17 protein-coding genes are annotated in these 18241 nt (G+C 37.1%); 14 read left to right on the forward strand and 3 right to left on the reverse strand.

The window, feature by feature from the left end; translation table 11 throughout:
* The first annotated feature begins 14 nt into the window (after positions 1-14).
* Positions 15-545 carry a BofC C-terminal domain-containing protein gene (locus tag ACXVYO_RS20280; RefSeq protein WP_088022447.1) on the forward strand — a complete coding sequence of 177 codons (531 nt, stop codon included), beginning with the start codon at positions 15-17 and terminating at the stop codon, positions 543-545.
* 10 nt (positions 546-555) lie between these two features.
* On the opposite strand, the gene ACXVYO_RS20285 is transcribed toward ACXVYO_RS20280, so the two are convergent.
* Positions 556-1500: an iron-hydroxamate ABC transporter substrate-binding protein gene (locus ACXVYO_RS20285; RefSeq protein ID WP_458468333.1), complete on the reverse strand. Its 945-nt coding sequence runs from the start codon at positions 1498-1500 to the stop codon at positions 556-558.
* A gap of 188 nt (positions 1501-1688) precedes the next feature.
* On the opposite strand from ACXVYO_RS20285, the gene ruvA reads away from it, so the two are divergent.
* From ruvA to yajC, 6 genes are read left to right on the forward strand one after another with little or no spacing between them, the layout of a single operon-like run.
* Positions 1689-2306, forward strand: coding sequence for a Holliday junction DNA helicase RuvA (gene ruvA / locus ACXVYO_RS20290; protein WP_061677193.1), 618 nt, complete (start codon positions 1689-1691; stop codon positions 2304-2306).
* Between the two features lie 5 nt (positions 2307-2311).
* Positions 2312-3313 (forward strand): Holliday junction branch migration DNA helicase RuvB, encoded by a 1002-nt coding sequence (gene ruvB / locus ACXVYO_RS20295; RefSeq protein WP_000344450.1) that lies wholly within the window; start codon positions 2312-2314, stop codon positions 3311-3313.
* Positions 3310-3510: a DUF2905 domain-containing protein gene (locus tag ACXVYO_RS20300; RefSeq protein WP_101164916.1), complete on the forward strand. Its 201-nt coding sequence runs from the start codon at positions 3310-3312 to the stop codon at positions 3508-3510. The genes ruvB and ACXVYO_RS20300 overlap by 4 nt, the downstream gene beginning before the upstream one ends.
* A 19-nt stretch (positions 3511-3529) precedes the next feature.
* On the forward strand, positions 3530-4582 hold the full coding sequence (queA, locus tag ACXVYO_RS20305; RefSeq protein ID WP_458468334.1) for a tRNA preQ1(34) S-adenosylmethionine ribosyltransferase-isomerase QueA: 1053 nt from the start codon (positions 3530-3532) through the stop codon (positions 4580-4582).
* 12 nt (positions 4583-4594) lie between these two features.
* Positions 4595-5734 carry a tRNA guanosine(34) transglycosylase Tgt gene (tgt, locus tag ACXVYO_RS20310; RefSeq protein ID WP_000125362.1) on the forward strand — a complete coding sequence of 380 codons (1140 nt, stop codon included), beginning with the start codon at positions 4595-4597 and terminating at the stop codon, positions 5732-5734.
* A gap of 26 nt (positions 5735-5760) precedes the next feature.
* Entirely contained in the window at positions 5761-6021 is a 261-nt protein-coding gene (yajC, locus tag ACXVYO_RS20315; protein ID WP_001068068.1) for a preprotein translocase subunit YajC, read from the forward strand.
* Positions 6022-6057: 36 nt separating this feature from the next.
* Here the strand turns inward: yajC and ACXVYO_RS20320 are convergent, their stop codons facing one another.
* Positions 6058-6441, reverse strand: a complete 384-nt coding sequence (locus ACXVYO_RS20320) for a TIGR04086 family membrane protein (protein WP_073516596.1) — start codon at positions 6439-6441, stop codon at positions 6058-6060.
* A 103-nt stretch (positions 6442-6544) separates the two neighbouring features.
* On the opposite strand from ACXVYO_RS20320, the gene ACXVYO_RS20325 reads away from it, so the two are divergent.
* Positions 6545-7201 carry a DUF421 domain-containing protein gene (locus tag ACXVYO_RS20325; protein ID WP_458468335.1) on the forward strand — a complete coding sequence of 219 codons (657 nt, stop codon included), beginning with the start codon at positions 6545-6547 and terminating at the stop codon, positions 7199-7201.
* A gap of 29 nt (positions 7202-7230) precedes the next feature.
* Here ACXVYO_RS20325 and spoVB read toward each other — a convergent pair whose 3' ends face one another.
* A complete protein-coding gene (spoVB, locus tag ACXVYO_RS20330; RefSeq protein WP_098341754.1) occupies positions 7231-8790 on the reverse strand; it encodes a stage V sporulation protein B in 1560 nt (519 codons plus the stop codon).
* A gap of 185 nt (positions 8791-8975) precedes the next feature.
* Here spoVB and ACXVYO_RS20335 point away from each other — a divergent pair, with 185 nt between their 5' ends.
* The 6 genes from ACXVYO_RS20335 (at position 8976) to relA (ending at position 18237) form a co-directional block, all read left to right on the forward strand.
* On the forward strand, positions 8976-9260 hold the full coding sequence (locus ACXVYO_RS20335) for a post-transcriptional regulator (protein WP_048562231.1): 285 nt from the start codon (positions 8976-8978) through the stop codon (positions 9258-9260).
* Positions 9261-9530: 270 nt separating this feature from the next.
* Complete coding sequence (gene secDF, locus ACXVYO_RS20340) at positions 9531-11795, forward strand: protein translocase subunit SecDF (protein WP_458468336.1); 2265 nt, start codon at positions 9531-9533, stop codon at positions 11793-11795.
* 153 nt (positions 11796-11948) lie between these two features.
* The gene (locus ACXVYO_RS20345; RefSeq protein ID WP_270729377.1) at positions 11949-12842 is read left to right on the forward strand and encodes a cation diffusion facilitator family transporter; all 894 of its coding nucleotides are present in this window, start codon (positions 11949-11951) and stop codon (positions 12840-12842) included.
* 101 nt (positions 12843-12943) lie between these two features.
* A complete protein-coding gene (gene recJ, locus ACXVYO_RS20350; protein WP_458468337.1) occupies positions 12944-15283 on the forward strand; it encodes a single-stranded-DNA-specific exonuclease RecJ in 2340 nt (779 codons plus the stop codon).
* A gap of 47 nt (positions 15284-15330) precedes the next feature.
* Complete coding sequence (locus ACXVYO_RS20355; protein ID WP_000346221.1) at positions 15331-15843, forward strand: adenine phosphoribosyltransferase; 513 nt, start codon at positions 15331-15333, stop codon at positions 15841-15843.
* Between the two features lie 210 nt (positions 15844-16053).
* Positions 16054-18237: a GTP diphosphokinase gene (gene relA, locus ACXVYO_RS20360; RefSeq protein ID WP_001262800.1), complete on the forward strand. Its 2184-nt coding sequence runs from the start codon at positions 16054-16056 to the stop codon at positions 18235-18237.
* Positions 18238-18241: the final 4 nt, after the last annotated feature.

Here is an 18241-nt window from a genome sequence, read left to right on the forward strand (position 1 = left end):
AGAGGTGAACGGAAATGAGATGGATACTGATTGCGATGCAAGCTTTCGTTATGATGTTTTGTTTCGTTTATGAAACGAATGTGAAGGCGGAAGGTCCAGTACCAGAAGTAACAGAAAAAGAGCCTGAAGTTACAATTTTATTAGAGCGAATGTATGTTGATGGAGAAGTAAGTGAGGAAATCTTTACAGAAAAAGTAGCGGACTTAGAAAAGTTTTTACAGCAATATAAAGAATGGCAGCTCGTTGATCGTGATGATGTACAAATCGTATTACAAAAGAAAGTTGATGATATTTCTCCGTTATTAAAGACGAGCGGTTATTTCGGTGTGTCAGAGGAAGGGATATTACAAATTTTCAAAGGTGTACCGAAAAGTGATAATGCGATTCATTCCTTCTTTCAAATTGATATGAAAAAGCTGGAGAGTTATGAGCGTGCAAAATTGAAGCGTGGTATTCGGATTAAATCAAAAGAAGGTTTTGTGAAGACGATTGAAAAAATGAAGCAATACGCAGTGCAAAGTAAGAAAAAAAGCAGCTCATGGTGAGCTGCTTTTTTTACTTGTTTTTATCTAGAATTTGTTTTGCGATTTCATCAATTAACATATCTTTTCCGATTGGATTGAAAGCTTTCGTATTGAAGATTTCATTTGATACTTCATATACGTGATTGTTTTTTACGGCTTTATTGTCTTTCCAAACGGCACTATTTTTGTAGTCTTCGTAAACTTTATCAGCTTCGCCGCCGAAGTTTACAACGAACATTTGATCAGGTTGGAATGCAACAAGACCTTCTAGCGATACTTGTGCCATCGTTTGTTTTAAATCTGTACCTTTTGTTGCTGGAAGTTTTAAGTCGTTAAAGATGATGTCACCGTATCCGAAGCTACCGTATACACGGAAGTTTTGTGGTGTAACTGCGACGAACATAAAGTTTTCATCTTTTGTTTTTTCTTTAATTTTTTTAGATAAAGAGTCTGCTTTTTTATCGTAGTCTGCAATCCATTTGTCTGCTTTCTTTTCTTCGTCAAATAGTTTACCTACTTCTTTAAACTTACCACGCCAGTCTTCTAAGTTTGTTTCTAGAACAACTGTCGGTGCAACCTTTTCTAATTGATCATAAATCTTCAATTGACGATTATTTAAAATAATTAAGTCTGGTTTTAAAGCAGTAACAGCTTCTAAATCAACTTTAGGTGCCCAGTACCAACCTACTGCTTTTACGCCATCTAATTTCTCTGTTAAATGATTTTGGATTTTATCTTTATATGTATTTGCTGTACCAACAGGTTTGTGTCCAAGAAGTAATAATTCTTCTGTTGATCCAGATAAGTCAACAATTCTCTTTGGATTTACTGGAATTGTCGTTTCCCCTTTAGCGTGTTTTACAACTTTTGTTTTCGGTTGTTCTTTTGCTTTCGTTTCCTCTTTTTGAGAAGAACAGCCAACGATAGAAAGAACAACTAGCATAATCGTAAATAAAATAAATAGCTTCTGTTTCATCCTGATGTAACCCCTTTAATTAGTATTGATAATCATTATCGACTTCTGTATATTAAGGTGATTTTTATTTTCTGTCAATGGAAAATAACAGAAGTTTCTAATAGAGAACATTTGTTGGGGTAGTCTCGCTTTTCTATCATTAAATATGTTAAAATGGAATACATGATTTAAGAGGGAGAGATCGTATTTTGTTTGAATATGTTACAGGTTACGTGGACTATGTAGGACCGGAATATGTCGTAATTGACCATAATGGAATTGGGTATCAAATTTTTACACCAAATCCGTATGTATTTCAAAGAAGTAAGCAAGAAATCCGTGTCTTTACATATCATTATGTGAGAGAAGATATTATGGCACTTTACGGGTTTAAAACACGTGAAGAGCGTTTATTATTTACAAAGTTGTTAGGGGTATCTGGCATTGGACCAAAAGGCGCTCTTGCAATTTTAGCTTCTGGTCAAACAGGACAGGTCGTTCAAGCGATTGAACATGAAGACGAGAAGTTTTTAGTGAAATTCCCGGGCGTCGGAAAGAAAACAGCACGCCAAATGATTTTAGATTTAAAAGGAAAGCTAGCAGATGTCGTACCAGATGCATTTGTTGATTTATTCTCAGATACAGAACGTTTTGATGAGAAGAAAGGTTCATCAGCTGAGCTTGATGAGGCGCTGGAAGCCCTGCGCGCACTTGGATACGCAGAACGAGAAGTTTCTCGCGTTGTACCAGAGTTATTAAAAGAATCATTAACAACGGATCAGTATATTAAAAAGGCACTTAGTCTTTTACTAAATGGTAAGAGGTGAGTATAATGGACGAACGTCTCCTTTCAGGGGAATCTGCATATGAAGATGCGGATTTAGAATATTCATTACGGCCACAGACGCTCCGTCAGTATATTGGCCAAGATAAAGCGAAACATAATTTAGAAGTATTTATTGAAGCGGCGAAAATGCGTGAAGAAACGTTAGATCACGTGCTTTTGTATGGACCACCAGGTCTGGGTAAAACGACGCTTGCAAATATTATTGCAAATGAAATGGGCGTTAATGTTCGAACAACTTCAGGTCCAGCAATTGAAAGGCCAGGAGATTTAGCAGCTGTATTAACAGCGCTTCAGCCAGGGGATGTATTATTTATTGATGAAATTCATCGCTTGCATAGATCGATTGAAGAAGTGCTATATCCTGCGATGGAAGATTTTTGCCTTGATATTGTAATTGGGAAAGGGCCATCAGCTCGGTCTGTACGTTTAGATTTACCGCCATTTACATTAGTTGGAGCGACGACACGTGCAGGGGCATTATCAGCGCCGCTTCGTGACCGTTTCGGTGTACTTTCGAGATTAGAATATTACACAGTAGATCAGCTTTCTGCGATTGTTGAACGTACAGCAGAAGTATTTGAAGTTGAAATTGATTCGTTAGCTGCACTAGAAATTGCAAGACGTGCTCGTGGTACACCTCGTATCGCGAATCGTTTATTACGACGTGTACGAGATTTCGCACAAGTTCGTGGTAACGGAACAGTTACAATGGAAATTACACAAATGGCGTTAGAACTACTGCAAGTAGATAAATTAGGTCTAGATCATATCGACCATAAATTATTGCTTGGTATTATTGAGAAATTCCGCGGTGGCCCAGTCGGGTTAGAAACGGTTTCGGCAACGATCGGAGAAGAATCTCATACGATTGAAGATGTGTATGAGCCGTATTTATTACAAATTGGCTTTTTACAACGAACGCCAAGGGGCCGAATTGTAACGCCGCTTGCATATGAGCATTTCGGAATGGAGATGCCAAAAGTATGATGGAGATGCCAAAATTGCTTATTACAGCAGGTATCTTACTCATTGTTGTCGGATTAGCTTGGAAGTTCATTGGAAGACTTCCAGGCGATATTTTTGTGAAAAAAGGAAACGTTACCTTTTATTTTCCTATCATTACATGTATTGTGTTAAGTATTGTATTATCTTTTATTATGTATATAATAAATCGATTCAAATAAGAAATAGGTGGATATAGTTATGGATATAAATCTGTTTGATTTTCATTTACCAGAAGAACTTATTGCACAAGTCCCGTTAGAAGATCGTGAAACATCAAGATTAATGGTGTTAGACCGTGAAACAGGCGATATTGAGCATAAACATTTTACGGACATTCTTTCTTACTTACATGAGGGGGATTGCTTAGTTTTAAATGAAACGAAAGTTATGCCTGCTCGTTTACACGGTGTGAAAGAAGATACAGGCGCGCACATTGAAGTACTTCTTTTAAAACAAGAAGAAGGCGATACGTGGGAAACGCTTGTTAAGCCAGCAAAACGTGTAAAAGAAGGAACTGTTATCTCTTTTGGCGAAGGGAAATTAAAAGCAACTTGTACAGGAACTGCAGATCAAGGTGGACGTCAGCTTGAATTTTCATATGATGGCATCTTCTATGAAATTTTAGATGAACTTGGGGAAATGCCACTTCCTCCATATATTAAAGAGACGCTAGAAGATCGCGATCGCTATCAAACTGTATATGCGAAAGAAATCGGCTCAGCAGCAGCGCCAACTGCAGGACTTCACTTTACAGAAGAGTTACTGGAGAAGTTAAAACAAAAAGGCGTCGGATTAGCTTTCATTACACTTCACGTAGGGCTTGGAACATTTAGACCAGTTTCTGCCGATACGATTGAAGAACACCATATGCACGCAGAATATTACCATATGTCTGAAGAGACAGCGGCATTATTAAATCGTGTGAAAGAGAGTGGTGGACGTATTATTACGGTAGGTACGACTTCAACTCGTACGTTAGAAACAATTGCGACAGATCATGACGGCAAGCTTTGTGCTGCTTCTGGCTGGACAGACATTTTTATGTATCCAGGTTATGAATTTAAAGCAATTGATGGTTTAATTACAAACTTCCATTTACCGAAATCAACATTAATTATGCTTGTAAGTGCATTTTCAAACAGAGATAATGTACTTCATGCTTATAATGAAGCAGTAAAAGAAAAATATCGTTTCTTTAGTTTTGGTGATGCAATGTTCGTTGCATCTCATGCTAAGATGGGAAACAAATAAAAGGAGTAAATTATGACAGCAATTCGTTATGAATTTATTAAAACTTGTAAACAAACGGGTGCCCGTTTAGGACGTGTACATACGCCGCACGGTTCATTTGATACACCAACATTTATGCCAGTTGGTACACTTGCAACAGTTAAGACAATGTCACCAGAAGAATTAAAAGCAATGGATTCTGGCATTATTTTAAGTAATACGTATCACTTATGGCTACGCCCAGGTCACGAAATTATTCGTGAAGCAGGTGGTTTGCATAAATTTATGAACTGGGATCGTGCAATCTTAACGGATTCTGGTGGTTTCCAAGTATTCAGTTTAAGTGACTTCCGTCGTATTGAGGAGGAAGGCGTTCATTTCCGTAATCACTTAAATGGAGATAAATTATTCTTATCACCAGAAAAAGCGATGGAAATTCAAAATGCATTAGGATCAGATATTATGATGGCATTTGATGAGTGTCCACCGTTCCCAGCTACTTTTGAATATATGAAGAAGTCTGTAGAGCGTACAAGCCGCTGGGCAGAGCGTTGTTTAAAAGCGCATGAACGTCCACAAGATCAAGGTTTATTCGGTATTGTACAAGGTGGAGAGTTCGAAGAGCTTCGTCGTCAAAGTGCAAAAGATCTTGTTTCAATGGACTTCCCTGGTTACGCTGTAGGTGGTTTATCTGTAGGTGAGCCGAAAGATATTATGAACCGTGTACTTGAGTTTACAACGCCACTTCTTCCAGATAATAAGCCACGTTACTTAATGGGAGTAGGTTCTCCTGACTCATTAATCGATGGTGCAATTCGTGGTATTGATATGTTTGACTGCGTACTTCCAACTCGTATCGCTCGAAATGGTACATGTATGACAAGTGAAGGCCGTCTAGTTGTGAAAAATGCGAAATTCGCAAGAGACTTCGGTCCACTTGATCCAAATTGTGATTGCTATACATGTAAAAATTACTCTCGTGCGTACATTCGTCACTTAATGAAATGTGATGAAACGTTCGGAATTCGTTTAACGTCTTATCACAACCTTCATTTTCTGTTAAACTTAATGGAGCAGGTGAGACAAGCTATTCGTGAAGACCGTCTTGGCGATTTCCGCGAAGAATTCTTTGAACAGTATGGCTTTAATAAACCGAATGCTAAAAACTTCTAATACATAATTTAAAAGGAGGAAAAAAGATGAATCCAGGTATGATGAATATCGTTATGATCGTTGCGATGTTTGCGATTTTCTATTTCTTATTAATTCGCCCGCAACAAAAGCGTCAAAAAGCAGTTGCTCAAATGCAAAGTGAGTTATCAAAAGGTGATGCTATCGTAACAATCGGTGGTTTACACGGTACAATTGAATCAGTAGATGATACGAAAATCGTTATTAAATCTGGTGGTTCACATTTAACTTTCGATCGCAATGCGATTCGTGAAGTTGTGAAAAACTAATGAGGAAGGCCCTGCATGAAATATGCAGGGCTTTTTTTAGTTATTTTGTTTTGACATATTTACCCCGAAAATACCACCGAGTGTACTCGCCCCCATTAATGCTAATTGATAAAGTAACTGTGAGTTCGATAAAGTTTGAGAGAAGCCTAAATAGTTAACTAGAAAAACAAGTATAGCGAATGTAAGACCTGTTGTGAAACCTACTAGCCAACCTTTCCCTTGTGCTTTTTTGCCGGCAGTAAATCCGGATATAAGCATAGATAAAAGAGCAAGTATAAAAATAGTAACGGCTAATGTCCCTTCATTCATATCTGTAAACTTTAATAAAAGAGCCATAACCATGCTAATAATTGTTGCCAGAAGTAATAAGGTAATGATACCAAAGCCGATTGCGGTTGATAATTTTTTCGTTCCATCCATTTATACATTCCCCCTTTTTAATACAAGCATATTTTCTTTTTGCTGAAGTTAGACTAGTTTATTTTTTATAGGGGAGTCTATATGTAAAAAAGGAGATGTAGAAATGGAATGGGTATCAATCATTGGCCGGACGATGCTTTTGTATATCATTATATTAATTATTTTTCGTCTTATGGGTAAACGTGAAATTGGAGAGCTAAGTGTATTAGATTTAGTCGTATTCATTATGCTTGGTGAAATGGCTGTAGTCGCAATTGAAAATACCGATAAATCACTTTGGCACCAATTAGTTCCGATGACTTTTCTTATGTGTATACAGATCATTTTGTCAGTCATTTCATTAAAGTTTCAACGATTTCGGCATTTAATAGAAGGTGAGCCGGCTATTCTTGTAAACGCGGGAAAGATTGATGAAAAGAAGATGAGAAAGCAACGTTATAATATAGATGATTTAATGATGCAATTAAGGGAGCAGGGAGTCGGGGATGTAAGGGATGTAGAATACGCCATTTTAGAACCTTCAGGAAAGTTATCTGTCTTTCAAAAACAAAAAAGTAAAAAGAGTCAAAATGATACGCCGGTTTTTACACTCCCGTTAATTATTGATGGAGAAATCCAATCGAATCATTTACAAATGATTGAACATACAGACGAATGGCTTATTGAGAAATTAAAAAACTTAGGTTATAACGATATCGCGCAAATTTTATACTGCAGCTTTCAAAATGGACAATTTTTTGTTGATGCGAAAGAAAACTAGAGGCTTACTATATGAAATAGTAAGCCTGTTTATTTCAAAAATGAAAGTTTTCGGATGATAGGGAGCCTACTTAACTCTTCTTTTCGAATGAGTTTGAAAGTGAAGAGGAGGATAATATAAACGATTGTTGTTAAAGTAATTTCCCATAATGTTTGTACGCCCAGTGAATGAGAGAAAATCATATATTTATGAAGGTAAAAACCGAAAGCGCCTGCAATGCCGATGGCAAGTCCACCGAAAATATAGTCCTTTGCGTAAATGGTAAATGTAATTTTCTTTAAAACAGTAGCGTAATGAAGGAATGTTACCGTTACTATATTTGCAGCGATAGCGAGTGCAACCCCCATCATCTGAAAATCTGGCCTTGAAGCTAGTACAAAAATAACAATTAATTTCACGATGGCGCCAATAAATGTATTCATCATCGCAGCCCGTGCTAAGTTTAAAGCTTGTAAAACAGAGGTAAGTGGACTTTGAAAGTAATGAAATAAAAAGCAAGGTGCAAGAAGCTGGATGAATGCTGTTGCACTATCTGATCCATACATAAGAGTTAAAACAGGAGAAGCAAACACGTATAATATAACAACTGACCACCCACCAGTAATTAATGAAATGCGAAGAGCTTGTTGCAAGCGGTGTTCCACTAATTTATGCTGTCTTTTGGCCATCGCTTCACTAATAGACGGAACGAGTGCTGTAGAAAGAGCGTATGTAATAAAGGCTGGCAGTGATAATAGCGGGAAGGCATAACCGTTTAATATACCGTATTGCTGGGTTGCGACAGAGGCAGCAACGCCGGCAATCGCTAAGCTTTGCATAACGACGATAGGCTCAAAGAAATATGAAACGGAACCGATTAAACGACTTCCTGTAGTTGGAAGAGCGATATCCATAAGAGAATAAAATGTCCCCTTGCTTTCCTTTACAGTAGTGAAAAATCCAGAGCGTATAGATAAATGTTTTTCGCGCTGAAATAAAGTGAGTAAAAATAATAACGATGCAACTTCACCGAGAACGGCTGATAACATAGCACCAGCTGCAGCATATTCTACACCGTAAGGTAAGAATAACTGAATGCATATAGCGATAATTGTAATGCGGACAACTTGTTCTATAACTTGAGCGTAAGCACTAGGTTTCATATTTTGTTTTCCTTGGAAATAGCCGCGTAAAACAGAAGAAACAGCAATAACAGGAACGACAGGTAAAATGGCCATTAATGGATAGTACGTTCTTTCATCAGTTAATAATGTTTTTGCTAAAATAGGTGTGAGGAGCATAATTCCAATTGTTAAAATGATACTAATAACGGATGTAACAGCTAATGATACTGTTAATATTTTTTTTACTCTTTGTTTATCGTTCACTGCTTCCGCTTCTGCTACAAATTTTGCGATTGCGACAGGAAGACCGATTTGTGTTAATGTAATTGCTAGAATGAATGTAGGAACGGCCATCATATAAAGACCAACGCCTTCTTCCCCTAAAATACGTGCCATTACAATCCGGTTAATAAATCCAAGGATTTTGGTAATAAAGCCGGCTATCATTAAAATAAATGCGCCTTTTAAAAAGCTTTGTCTCGTCATGGTCTTCTCCTACCTTCTCAAAATCAGTGGAATGATTTACAATAATTTATATGCACGTATGAGACAAGAATGACAAGCATTTAAGAGAGTGAAGCATGAGAGTGCTCTTGAAAGTAGTTATTGCTGTCCATTAGAGCGGGATTAAAAGCGACTTTTCGTGCTGAAATAAGAAGGAGATGTTATATATGTTAGAAAAAGAGGCTTTGGTAGAATCGTACCGCGGACAGTTACAAGTCGTTTTAGAAAGTAAAGTAGAAGAGTTTCACATGTTTGGTTACGACCGAGTGACAGATAATGATATTTGGAAGTTTCTTAAAGTGAAAAAGTGGAAAAAGATAAACGGTGATGTTAGATTATATGAATTAGTAAATGATGTATTAAGAGTAAGTACTAATGAATATATGAATTATTTAACTGTTGAAGCATATCAAGCGCCACTTTGGTCATTTGATGAATATGAAAATAAATAACCGACTGCAATTGGTTTGTTCTTCCTTTTGCAGTATAATGATAGGTATTGATGAAGAGGAATTAATTATGTCTAAGATTATATATAAAGGGGGTAGTGAAGAGAGAAAATAAATAATGAAAGTGTAGGTATTGTGAAAAACTTACCGACACAGCTAGTGATGAACTAGCAAAATTATAGAAAGGAAGTCTACTAACTAGGCGTATGCACACGTGTAAAAGTGAATCGTAAGAGATTTATTTAAAGTGTTAGTAGCAGAAAGAGGGTACATATGGCAAAGCGTGGTACGAGAATTGCCGCCTTTTTCCTCATCGTTTTATTAATCGGTGGAGTAATTGGTGCGGCAGGAAAAGACATAGCAAAAGGAATTAGTCTAGGACTAGACCTTCGCGGTGGTTTTGAAATTCTGTATGAAGTAAAACCAGCCAAAAAAGGTGATAAAATTGACCGAGAGGCACTTGTAAGTACAGTAGGTGCTCTTGAAAATCGTGTCAATGTTCTCGGTGTAAGTGAGCCGAATATTCAAATTGAAGGACAAGATCGAATTCGCGTACAGCTTGCTGGTGTACAAGATCAGCAAAAAGCACGTGAAATGTTATCAACACAAGCGAAATTAACATTCCGTGATGTAGATGACAACCTTCTTATGGACGGAACGGATTTAAAAGGCGGCGGAGCGAAACAAACATTTGATGAGCAAGGCCGTGCGAGCGTAGGTCTTACACTAAAAAGCGCTGATAGATTCCGTGAAGTAACTGAAAAAATTTCAAAAATGCCACCACCAACGAATTTAATGGTAATCTGGCTTGACTTTGAAGAAGGAAAAGATTCGTATAAAGCAGAATCTGCAAAACCGAATCCGAAGTTCTTATCAGCAGCAACAGTAAGCCAAGTGTTTAACCAAGCTGAAGTATCTATCGTAGGTGGAAACTTCACAGTTGAAAGTGCGAAACAACTTTCATCTTTATTAAATGCAGGTGCACTTCCTGTTGATTTAAAAGAAATGTATTCAACATCAGTTGGAGCGAAATTTGGTCAACAAGCATTAGACCAAACGATTTTCGCTAGTGCGATCGGTATCGCTCTTATTTTCTTATTTATGCTTGTATATTACCGTTTACCAGGGCTTGTAGCTGTAATTATGTTAGGTCTATACATTTTTGTTACGCTACTTGTATTTAACTGGATGCATGCGGTTCTTACATTACCAGGTATTGCGGCATTAGTGCTCGGGGTAGGTATCGCGGTTGATGCGAATATTATTACGTACGAGAGACTGAAGGAAGAGCTGAAAATTGGTAAGTCAATGATGTCAGCATTCCGTGCTGGTAACCATCGTTCATTAGCGACAATTTTAGATGCAAACGTTACGACTCTTGCAGCTGCAGGTGTGTTATTCGTATATGGTACAAGCTCAGTACAAGGGTTTGCGACAAGTTTAATTGTAAGTATTTTAGTTGGTTTCGTTACGAACGTATTCGGTACTCGTTTCTTATTAGGATTACTTGTAAAGAGCCGTTACTTTGATAAAAAACCAGGATATTTCGGTGTGAAACAAAAGGATATTATTCCGTTAACAAAAGGTGTAGTACATCCACCAACAAGATTTGATCGTATTAACTTTGTAAATATCGGTCATAAATTCCTTGTCTTCTCGATTGTAGTTGTAATTGCAGGTGCAATTATACTACCAATTTTCAAATTGAATCTTGGTATTGACTTCGCGAGTGGTACACGTATGGACTTGCAATCAAAACAAGCACTTACTGTGTCTGATGTTCATAAAGATTTTAAAGAATTGAAAATTGACGTGAAGGAAGAAAATATTGTACCGACTGGAGATGACAATAAAGGGTTCGCAGTTCGTACATTAGGTGTTCTATCAAAAGATGAAATTGCGAAAACAAAAACATTCTTCCATGATAAATATGGTACAGATCCAAACATAAGTACAGTTTCACCAACAATTGGTAAAGAAATTGCACGAAATGCATTTATCGCTGTACTGATTGCTTCTGCAGTTATTATCTTATACGTAAGTATTCGATTCCGCTTTACGTATGCATTATCTGCAGTACTTGCATTACTACATGATGCATTCGTTATGGTTGTTATGTTTAGTATTTTCCAATTAGAGGTAGACTTAACGTTTATCGCTGCAGTATTAACAATCATCGGTTATTCTATTAATGACTCGATTGTTACATTTGATAGAAACCGTGAATTATACAAACAGAAAAAACGAGTTCGCGATATAAAAGACTTAGAAGAAATCGTAAATGCAAGTATTCGCCAAACCCTTGGTCGTTCGATTAACACCGTATTAACAGTGTTATTCCCAGTAATTGCGTTACTTATCTTCGGTAGTGAGTCATTACGTAACTTCTCGTTTGCTTTACTTGTCGGATTAGTTGTAGGTACGTACTCTTCTGTTTTCGTTGCTTCTCAAATTTGGTTAATGCTTGAAAACCGTCGTTTGAAAAAGGGCAAAAACAAGAAAAAGGTTGAGAAAGTAGAATCTGAACCGCAAGTATAAAAAGGATGATGTCTCTTTATGAGGCATCTCTTTTTTCGTTTGTGGATACAATAAGATAGCAACTTTGAAATAGAAAAGTGGAAGAAAGTGGGGATATTATCGCTGTTTTTGCTACAATAAAAAGATAGGTTAAGAAAAGAAGGGATTTTAATTATGGAAAAAGATGAACGTTTTAAACAGGCCGAGTTTGGTGCTATTGTCGGGATCGTTGGTAATATTATATTAGCGATTGTAAAGGCGGTAATTGGTTATATTGGGAACAGTAAAGCGCTATTAGCGGATGCCGTGCATTCTGCATCAGATGTAATTGGTTCGCTAGCTGTACTGTTTGGATTGCGAGCAGCAAAGCAGCCGCCTGATGAAGATCATCCGTATGGTCATGGTAAAGCGGAATCGATTTCAGCGATTATTGTTGCAGTATTATTATTTATTGTAGGAATCGAGATAGCAATTTCGTCTATAAAAGCTTTTTCGCAAGAACTAGAACCACCGAAAGGAATTACGATTTTTGCTGTTGTTCTTTCGATTGTCGTGAAAGAAGGAATGTTTCAATATAAATTCCGATTAGGGAAGAGGGTAAATAGTGATGCAATTATTGCAAATGCATATGAGCACCGTTCGGATGTGTTTTCTTCAATTGCAGCTTTAATCGGTATTTGTGCAGCGATTATCGGTGGTAAGTTCGGATTAGATTGGCTTGTATATGCCGATCCAATTGCAGGATTATTTGTTTCACTTCTTGTTGCAAAAATGGCGTGGAGTATTGGGGCAGAAGCAATTCATGCAACGCTTGATCATGTTCTGCATGAGGAAGATGTTGTTCCGCTTAGAAAAGCAGTACTTCAAATAGATGGTGTGAAAAAAATCGGTTCTTTATATGCAAGGGAGCATGGCCATTACGTCATTGTTGATATTAAAGTTTCTGTAGACCCATACATTACTGTAGAAGAAGGGCACCGCATTGGAAAGCATGTGAAAGAAACACTTATGGAACAAGATAACGTACAAAATGTGTTTGTACATATAAATCCGTATTCTCCAAATTAAACATTATTAACATTTTGGTATATAGATATTGCATCGTAGTTTGCATAATATTGTCACCCCTTAATCTGTCTTGTATAATGAACAGGTTAAGGGGTGATTTCGTGTTACAACCGAAGACGCGTTGGAAAGAAAAAGAATATAATAATGAGCGAGTGAGTGAATTAGCAAGTAAATTACAATTATCACCACTTGTCGTTTCGTTATTCCTCGGTAGAGGACTAGATACAGAAGATAAGATTTTAGATTTTTTAAATACAGAAAATCAAGAATTTCATGATCCATTTTTATTAGAAGGAATGGATAGAACGGTAGAACGTGTAAATAAGGCAGTTCAAAATGGAGAGCAAATATTAATATTTGGTGACTACGACGCGGACGGAGTAAGTAGTACGACTGTGTTATATCTTGCCTTGCAAGAATTAGGTGCAGACGTAGAATTTTATATTCCAAACCGTTTTACAGAAGGGTATGGACCAAACGAAGAAGCATTTCGTTGGGCACATAGCGCAGGATTCTCACTAATTATTACTGTCGATACTGGTATCGCAGCAGTACATGAAGCGAAGGTAGCGAAGGAGCTTGGAATAGATCTTATTATTACAGATCACCATGAGCCACCACCAGAATTGCCAGAAGCACTTGCGATTATTCATCCGAAATTAGATGGCGGTGTATATCCGTTTCACTATTTAGCTGGTGTAGGTGTTGCGTTTAAAGTTGCACATGCACTACTAGGCCGTGTACCAGAACATTTATTAGAAATTGCAGTAATTGGTACAGTAGCCGATTTAGTGTCACTTCATGGTGAGAATAGATTGCTAGTGAAGCGCGGTTTAAAGCATATGCGCATGACGAAAAATATCGGACTAAAGGCGCTATTTAAAGTTGCTAACGTTTCGCAAAGTGAAATTACAGAAGAGAGTATTGGATTCTCACTCGCACCGCGTATTAATGCAGTTGGACGTTTAGAAGATGCTACGCCGGCTGTACATCTTTTATTATCAGATGATCCAGAAGAAGCGAAAGAGCTAGCTGAAGAAATTGATGAGCTGAACAAACTGCGAAAAGATATTGTAAAGCAAATTACAGAAGAAGCTATTGCTGAAGTGGAAAATAATTTCCCGTCAGAAGACAATAAAGTACTAGTACTGGCAAAAGAAGGCTGGAATCCAGGTGTAATTGGAATTGTCGCATCTAAATTAGTTGAACGTTTTTATCGTCCAACGATTGTATTATGTATTGATCCTGTAAAAGAAACAGCAAAAGGTTCAGCACGTAGTATTGCAGGATTTGATTTATTTGCAAACTTGTCAGATTGTAGAGAGTTATTGCCACACTTCGGAGGACATCCGATGGCAGCGGGAATGACGCTACATATGAATGATGTAGCTGAATTGCGCCGCCGCTTAAATGAACAAGCAGAGGTAATTTTAACAGAAGAAGATTTTATTCCAATTACAGCTGTTGATGTTTTTTGTAAAGTGGAAGATGTAACACTTGCAGCAATTGAAGATATGCAAAAGTTAGCGCCATTTGGTGTTGGGAATCCAAAACCACGTATTGCAGTGAAGGATGCAGAGCTAGAAAGTATTCGTGCAATCGGATCAGATGGTTCTCATTTGAAAATGGCTCTTCGCGATGGACAAGCGACACTGGATACAATTGGATTTGGTTTTGGTGCGTATGCGAAAGAAATTTCTCCAGTTGCAAAGGTATCTGTAATAGGAGAAGCATCTATCAATGAATGGAATAATTTTAAGAAGCCGCAATTAATGGTACAAGATATTGCTGTAGAAGCGTGGCAATTATTTGATTGGCGTAGTATGCGTAACGTAGAAGCGAATGTAGCAGAACTTCCGAAAGAAAAAATTACGATGGTGTATTTTTCTGAAGAGGTATTGAATAAATTTTCTTTAGAAGACTATAAAGAGCATATTGTGCATGCATCAGAAGTAACCCAATTGGATGATCAATACATCGTGTTACTTGATTTACCAAAAGGAACAGATGAATTACGAGATTTATTTAAAGTTGGGTTCCCATCGCGAATTTATACGCTATTTTATCAAGAGAATAATCATTTATTTAGTACTGTTCCAACGAGAGAACACTTTAAATGGTACTATTCGTTCTTGAGCCAAAAAGCACCATTTTCTTTAAGGCAATACGGAGCACAACTCTGTCAACATAAAGGTTGGTCAAAAGATACAGTAAATTTCATGACACAGGTGTTTTTTGAGTTAGAATTTGTTACAATAAAAGATGGCGTCATTTTTATGGCAGACAAAAAACAAAAGCGTGATTTAATTGAATCGAACACATATCGTGAGAAAATGAACCACTTACAATTAGAAAAAGAATTGGTTTATAGCACATATCAGCAACTATATACATGGTTTGAAACGATTCGTAATCATAAAGAAGTAGAACAGTTAGGGTAAAGGATTTGTATTTACAAACCTTTTAGATCTGAGGAGGATTCAGAAATATGGATTTCAAGCAACATATCGCAATTGTACCGGATTATCCAAAAGAAGGTATTGTATTTAAAGACATTACACCGTTAATGAATGACGGTAAAGCATACAAAGCAGCAACAGATGCAATCGTTGAGTATGCAAAGAAAAGAGACATTGACGTTGTAGTGGGGCCAGAAGCACGTGGCTTTATTATCGGTTGCCCAGTTTCTTATGCATTAGAAGTAGGCTTTGCACCAGTTCGTAAATTAGGAAAATTACCACGTGAAGTAATTACAGTTGACTACGGTAAAGAATATGGTAAAGATGTTTTAACAATCCATAAAGATGCAATTAAGCCAGGTCAACGCGTATTAATTACAGATGATCTATTAGCTACAGGTGGAACAATTGAAGCGACAATTAAGCTAGTTGAAGAACTTGGCGGAGTTGTAGCAGGAATTGCATTCTTAGTAGAGCTTACTTACTTAGATGGTCGTAAAATGTTAGATGGTTACGATGTATTAGTATTAGAAAAATACTAATCACTATATAGGTAAAACTACGGTGATAAGAAGTACCCGTGAATCTCTTGGAGAGGAGCGGGTACTTTTGTATAATTGCACAAAAAAACAAGGTAAAATGTCAGTAAAATCTTTTCCTTTTCACAATTCACAATCATTAGGTTATAATGATAGAATATAATTTATTCTACTTAATTAAGATAAAGTCAATTTTCAATAAAAGGTGATTCGATGGCAAATGAGCAGGTACTAACAGCTGAACAGGTACTCGAGAAAGCAAGTCAATATTTAGCAGATGAAGATATTGAGCTAGTGGCACGTGCCTATGAATATGCACGTGATGCGCATAGCGAACAATACAGAAAATCGGGTGAACCGTACATTATTCATCCAATTCAAGTTGCAGGTATTTTAGTTGATTTACACATGGATCCAGCTACAGTATCAGCAGGTTTCTTACATGATGTAGTGGAAGATACAGAGATTACATTAGAAGATATTGAACGGGAATTTAATAAAGAAATTGCTATGCTTGTCGATGGTGTAACAAAGCTCGGAAAGATTAAATATAAATCTCATGAGCAACAACAAGCAGAAAACCATCGCAAAATGTTTATTGCAATGGCTCAAGATATTCGAGTTATTTTAATTAAACTAGCTGATCGTCTTCATAATATGCGTACATTGAAACATTTGCCTCAAGAGAAGCAGCGTCGCATTGCGAATGAAACATTAGAAATCTTTGCACCTTTAGCACATAGACTCGGAATTAGTACTATTAAATGGGAGCTAGAGGATACGTCACTTCGCTATTTAAATCCACAGCAATATTATCGTATTGTAAATTTAATGAAGCGTAAACGTGCAGAGCGTGAAGAGTATTTAGATGAAGTAATGACTGGTATTCGTGAGAAGTTAAAAGAGGTTTCAATTCAACCTGAGATTTCTGGAAGACCAAAACATATTTACAGTATTTATCGTAAGATGGCACTGCAAAATAAACAGTTCAATGAAATTTACGATTTACTAGCTGTACGTGTCGTTGTCAATAGTATTAAAGATTGTTATGCAGTACTTGGAATTATTCATACGTGCTGGAAACCGATGCCAGGTCGTTTTAAAGATTATATTGCAATGCCGAAAGCAAATCTATATCAATCTCTTCATACGACTGTAATTGGGCCGAAAGGTGATCCGCTTGAAGTGCAAATTCGTACGAAAGAAATGCATGAGATTGCAGAATTCGGGATTGCGGCGCACTGGGCGTATAAAGAAGGAAAAACAGCAGAAACAACAGGTACATTAGAGAAGAAACTTACTTGGTTCCGTCAAATATTAGAATGGCAAAATGAAGCTTCTAATGCAGAAGAGTTTATGGAGTCATTAAAAATTGATTTATTCTCTGACATGGTATTCGTCTTTACACCAAAAGGCGACGTAATGGAATTGCCACTTGGATCTGTTCCGATTGACTTTTCGTATCGCGTGCATTCAGAGATTGGAAATAAAACAATTGGTGCAAAAGTAAACGGCAAAATGGTGACGCTTGATTATAAATTAAAAACTGGTGACATCATTGAAATTTTAACATCGAAACATTCGTATGGACCAAGTCAAGACTGGGTGAAACTTGCTCAAACATCTCATGCGAAAAACAAAATACGTCAATTCTTTAAGAAACAACGTAGAGACGAAAATATTGAAAAGGGCCGTGAACTTGTTGAAAAAGAAGTACGTGGCTTAGAGTATGAGATGAAAGAAGTGCTAGCTCCTGACAATTTAAAACGTGTTGCTGAGAAGTTCAATTTTGCAAATGAAGAAGATATGTTTGCAGCAGTTGGATATAGCGGGATTACAGCGTCGCAAATTGTTACGCGACTAACGGACAAATTCCGTAAGCAACGTGAAGAAGAAGAAATCGTTGAAGTTAAAGAAGTTCGTAAACCGATGAAAATTCGAAAATGGGATTCTGGCGTTAAAGTAAGTGGTGCGGATAATTTATTAATTCGTTTATCAAAATGCTGTAACCCGGTTCCAGGTGATGATATCGTTGGGTATATTACGAAAGGCCGAGGTGTATCGATTCACCGCCGTGATTGTGTAAATGTTCATACAGAAGAAGCTATAGAACGTTTATTGGAAGTAGAGTGGGAAGGTAGCCCTGAAAAAGAAATTGAGTATAATGTTGATATCGAAATTTCAGGTTACGATCGCCGTGGCTTATTAAATGAAGTATTACAAGCTGTTACAGAGACGAAAACGTACATTTCGGCAGTTTCTGGTAGAAGTGACCGTAATAAGATGGCGACAATTAATATGTCAATCTCTATTCGTAACTTACAGCACTTGAAAAAAGTAGTAGAACGCATTAAACGTGTTCCAGAAATTTATGCAGTACGACGCATGATGCATTAATAGG

The sequence above is a fragment of the Bacillus sp. BC08 genome (assembly GCF_054326875.1).

What these genes read in the sequence shown, in the direction of transcription:
- ACXVYO_RS20285 (WP_458468333.1), bottom strand. Translation starts at nt 1,500, where the DNA reads ATGAAACAGAAGCTATTTATTTTATTTACGATTATGCTAGTTGTTCTT.
- ACXVYO_RS20300 (WP_101164916.1), top strand. Translation starts at nt 3,310, where the DNA reads ATGATGGAGATGCCAAAATTGCTTATTACAGCAGGTATCTTACTCATT.
- ACXVYO_RS20320 (WP_073516596.1), bottom strand. Translation starts at nt 6,441, where the DNA reads ATGGATGGAACGAAAAAATTATCAACCGCAATCGGCTTTGGTATCATT.
- queA (WP_458468334.1), top strand. Translation starts at nt 3,530, where the DNA reads ATGGATATAAATCTGTTTGATTTTCATTTACCAGAAGAACTTATTGCA.
- tgt (WP_000125362.1), top strand. Translation starts at nt 4,595, where the DNA reads ATGACAGCAATTCGTTATGAATTTATTAAAACTTGTAAACAAACGGGT.
- ACXVYO_RS20355 (WP_000346221.1), top strand. Translation starts at nt 15,331, where the DNA reads ATGGATTTCAAGCAACATATCGCAATTGTACCGGATTATCCAAAAGAA.
- ACXVYO_RS20325 (WP_458468335.1), top strand. Translation starts at nt 6,545, where the DNA reads ATGGAATGGGTATCAATCATTGGCCGGACGATGCTTTTGTATATCATT.
- ACXVYO_RS20280 (WP_088022447.1), top strand. Translation starts at nt 15, where the DNA reads ATGAGATGGATACTGATTGCGATGCAAGCTTTCGTTATGATGTTTTGT.
- relA (WP_001262800.1), top strand. Translation starts at nt 16,054, where the DNA reads ATGGCAAATGAGCAGGTACTAACAGCTGAACAGGTACTCGAGAAAGCA.
- spoVB (WP_098341754.1), bottom strand. Translation starts at nt 8,790, where the DNA reads ATGACGAGACAAAGCTTTTTAAAAGGCGCATTTATTTTAATGATAGCC.
- ruvB (WP_000344450.1), top strand. Translation starts at nt 2,312, where the DNA reads ATGGACGAACGTCTCCTTTCAGGGGAATCTGCATATGAAGATGCGGAT.
- yajC (WP_001068068.1), top strand. Translation starts at nt 5,761, where the DNA reads ATGAATCCAGGTATGATGAATATCGTTATGATCGTTGCGATGTTTGCG.
- secDF (WP_458468336.1), top strand. Translation starts at nt 9,531, where the DNA reads ATGGCAAAGCGTGGTACGAGAATTGCCGCCTTTTTCCTCATCGTTTTA.
- ACXVYO_RS20335 (WP_048562231.1), top strand. Translation starts at nt 8,976, where the DNA reads ATGTTAGAAAAAGAGGCTTTGGTAGAATCGTACCGCGGACAGTTACAA.
- ACXVYO_RS20345 (WP_270729377.1), top strand. Translation starts at nt 11,949, where the DNA reads ATGGAAAAAGATGAACGTTTTAAACAGGCCGAGTTTGGTGCTATTGTC.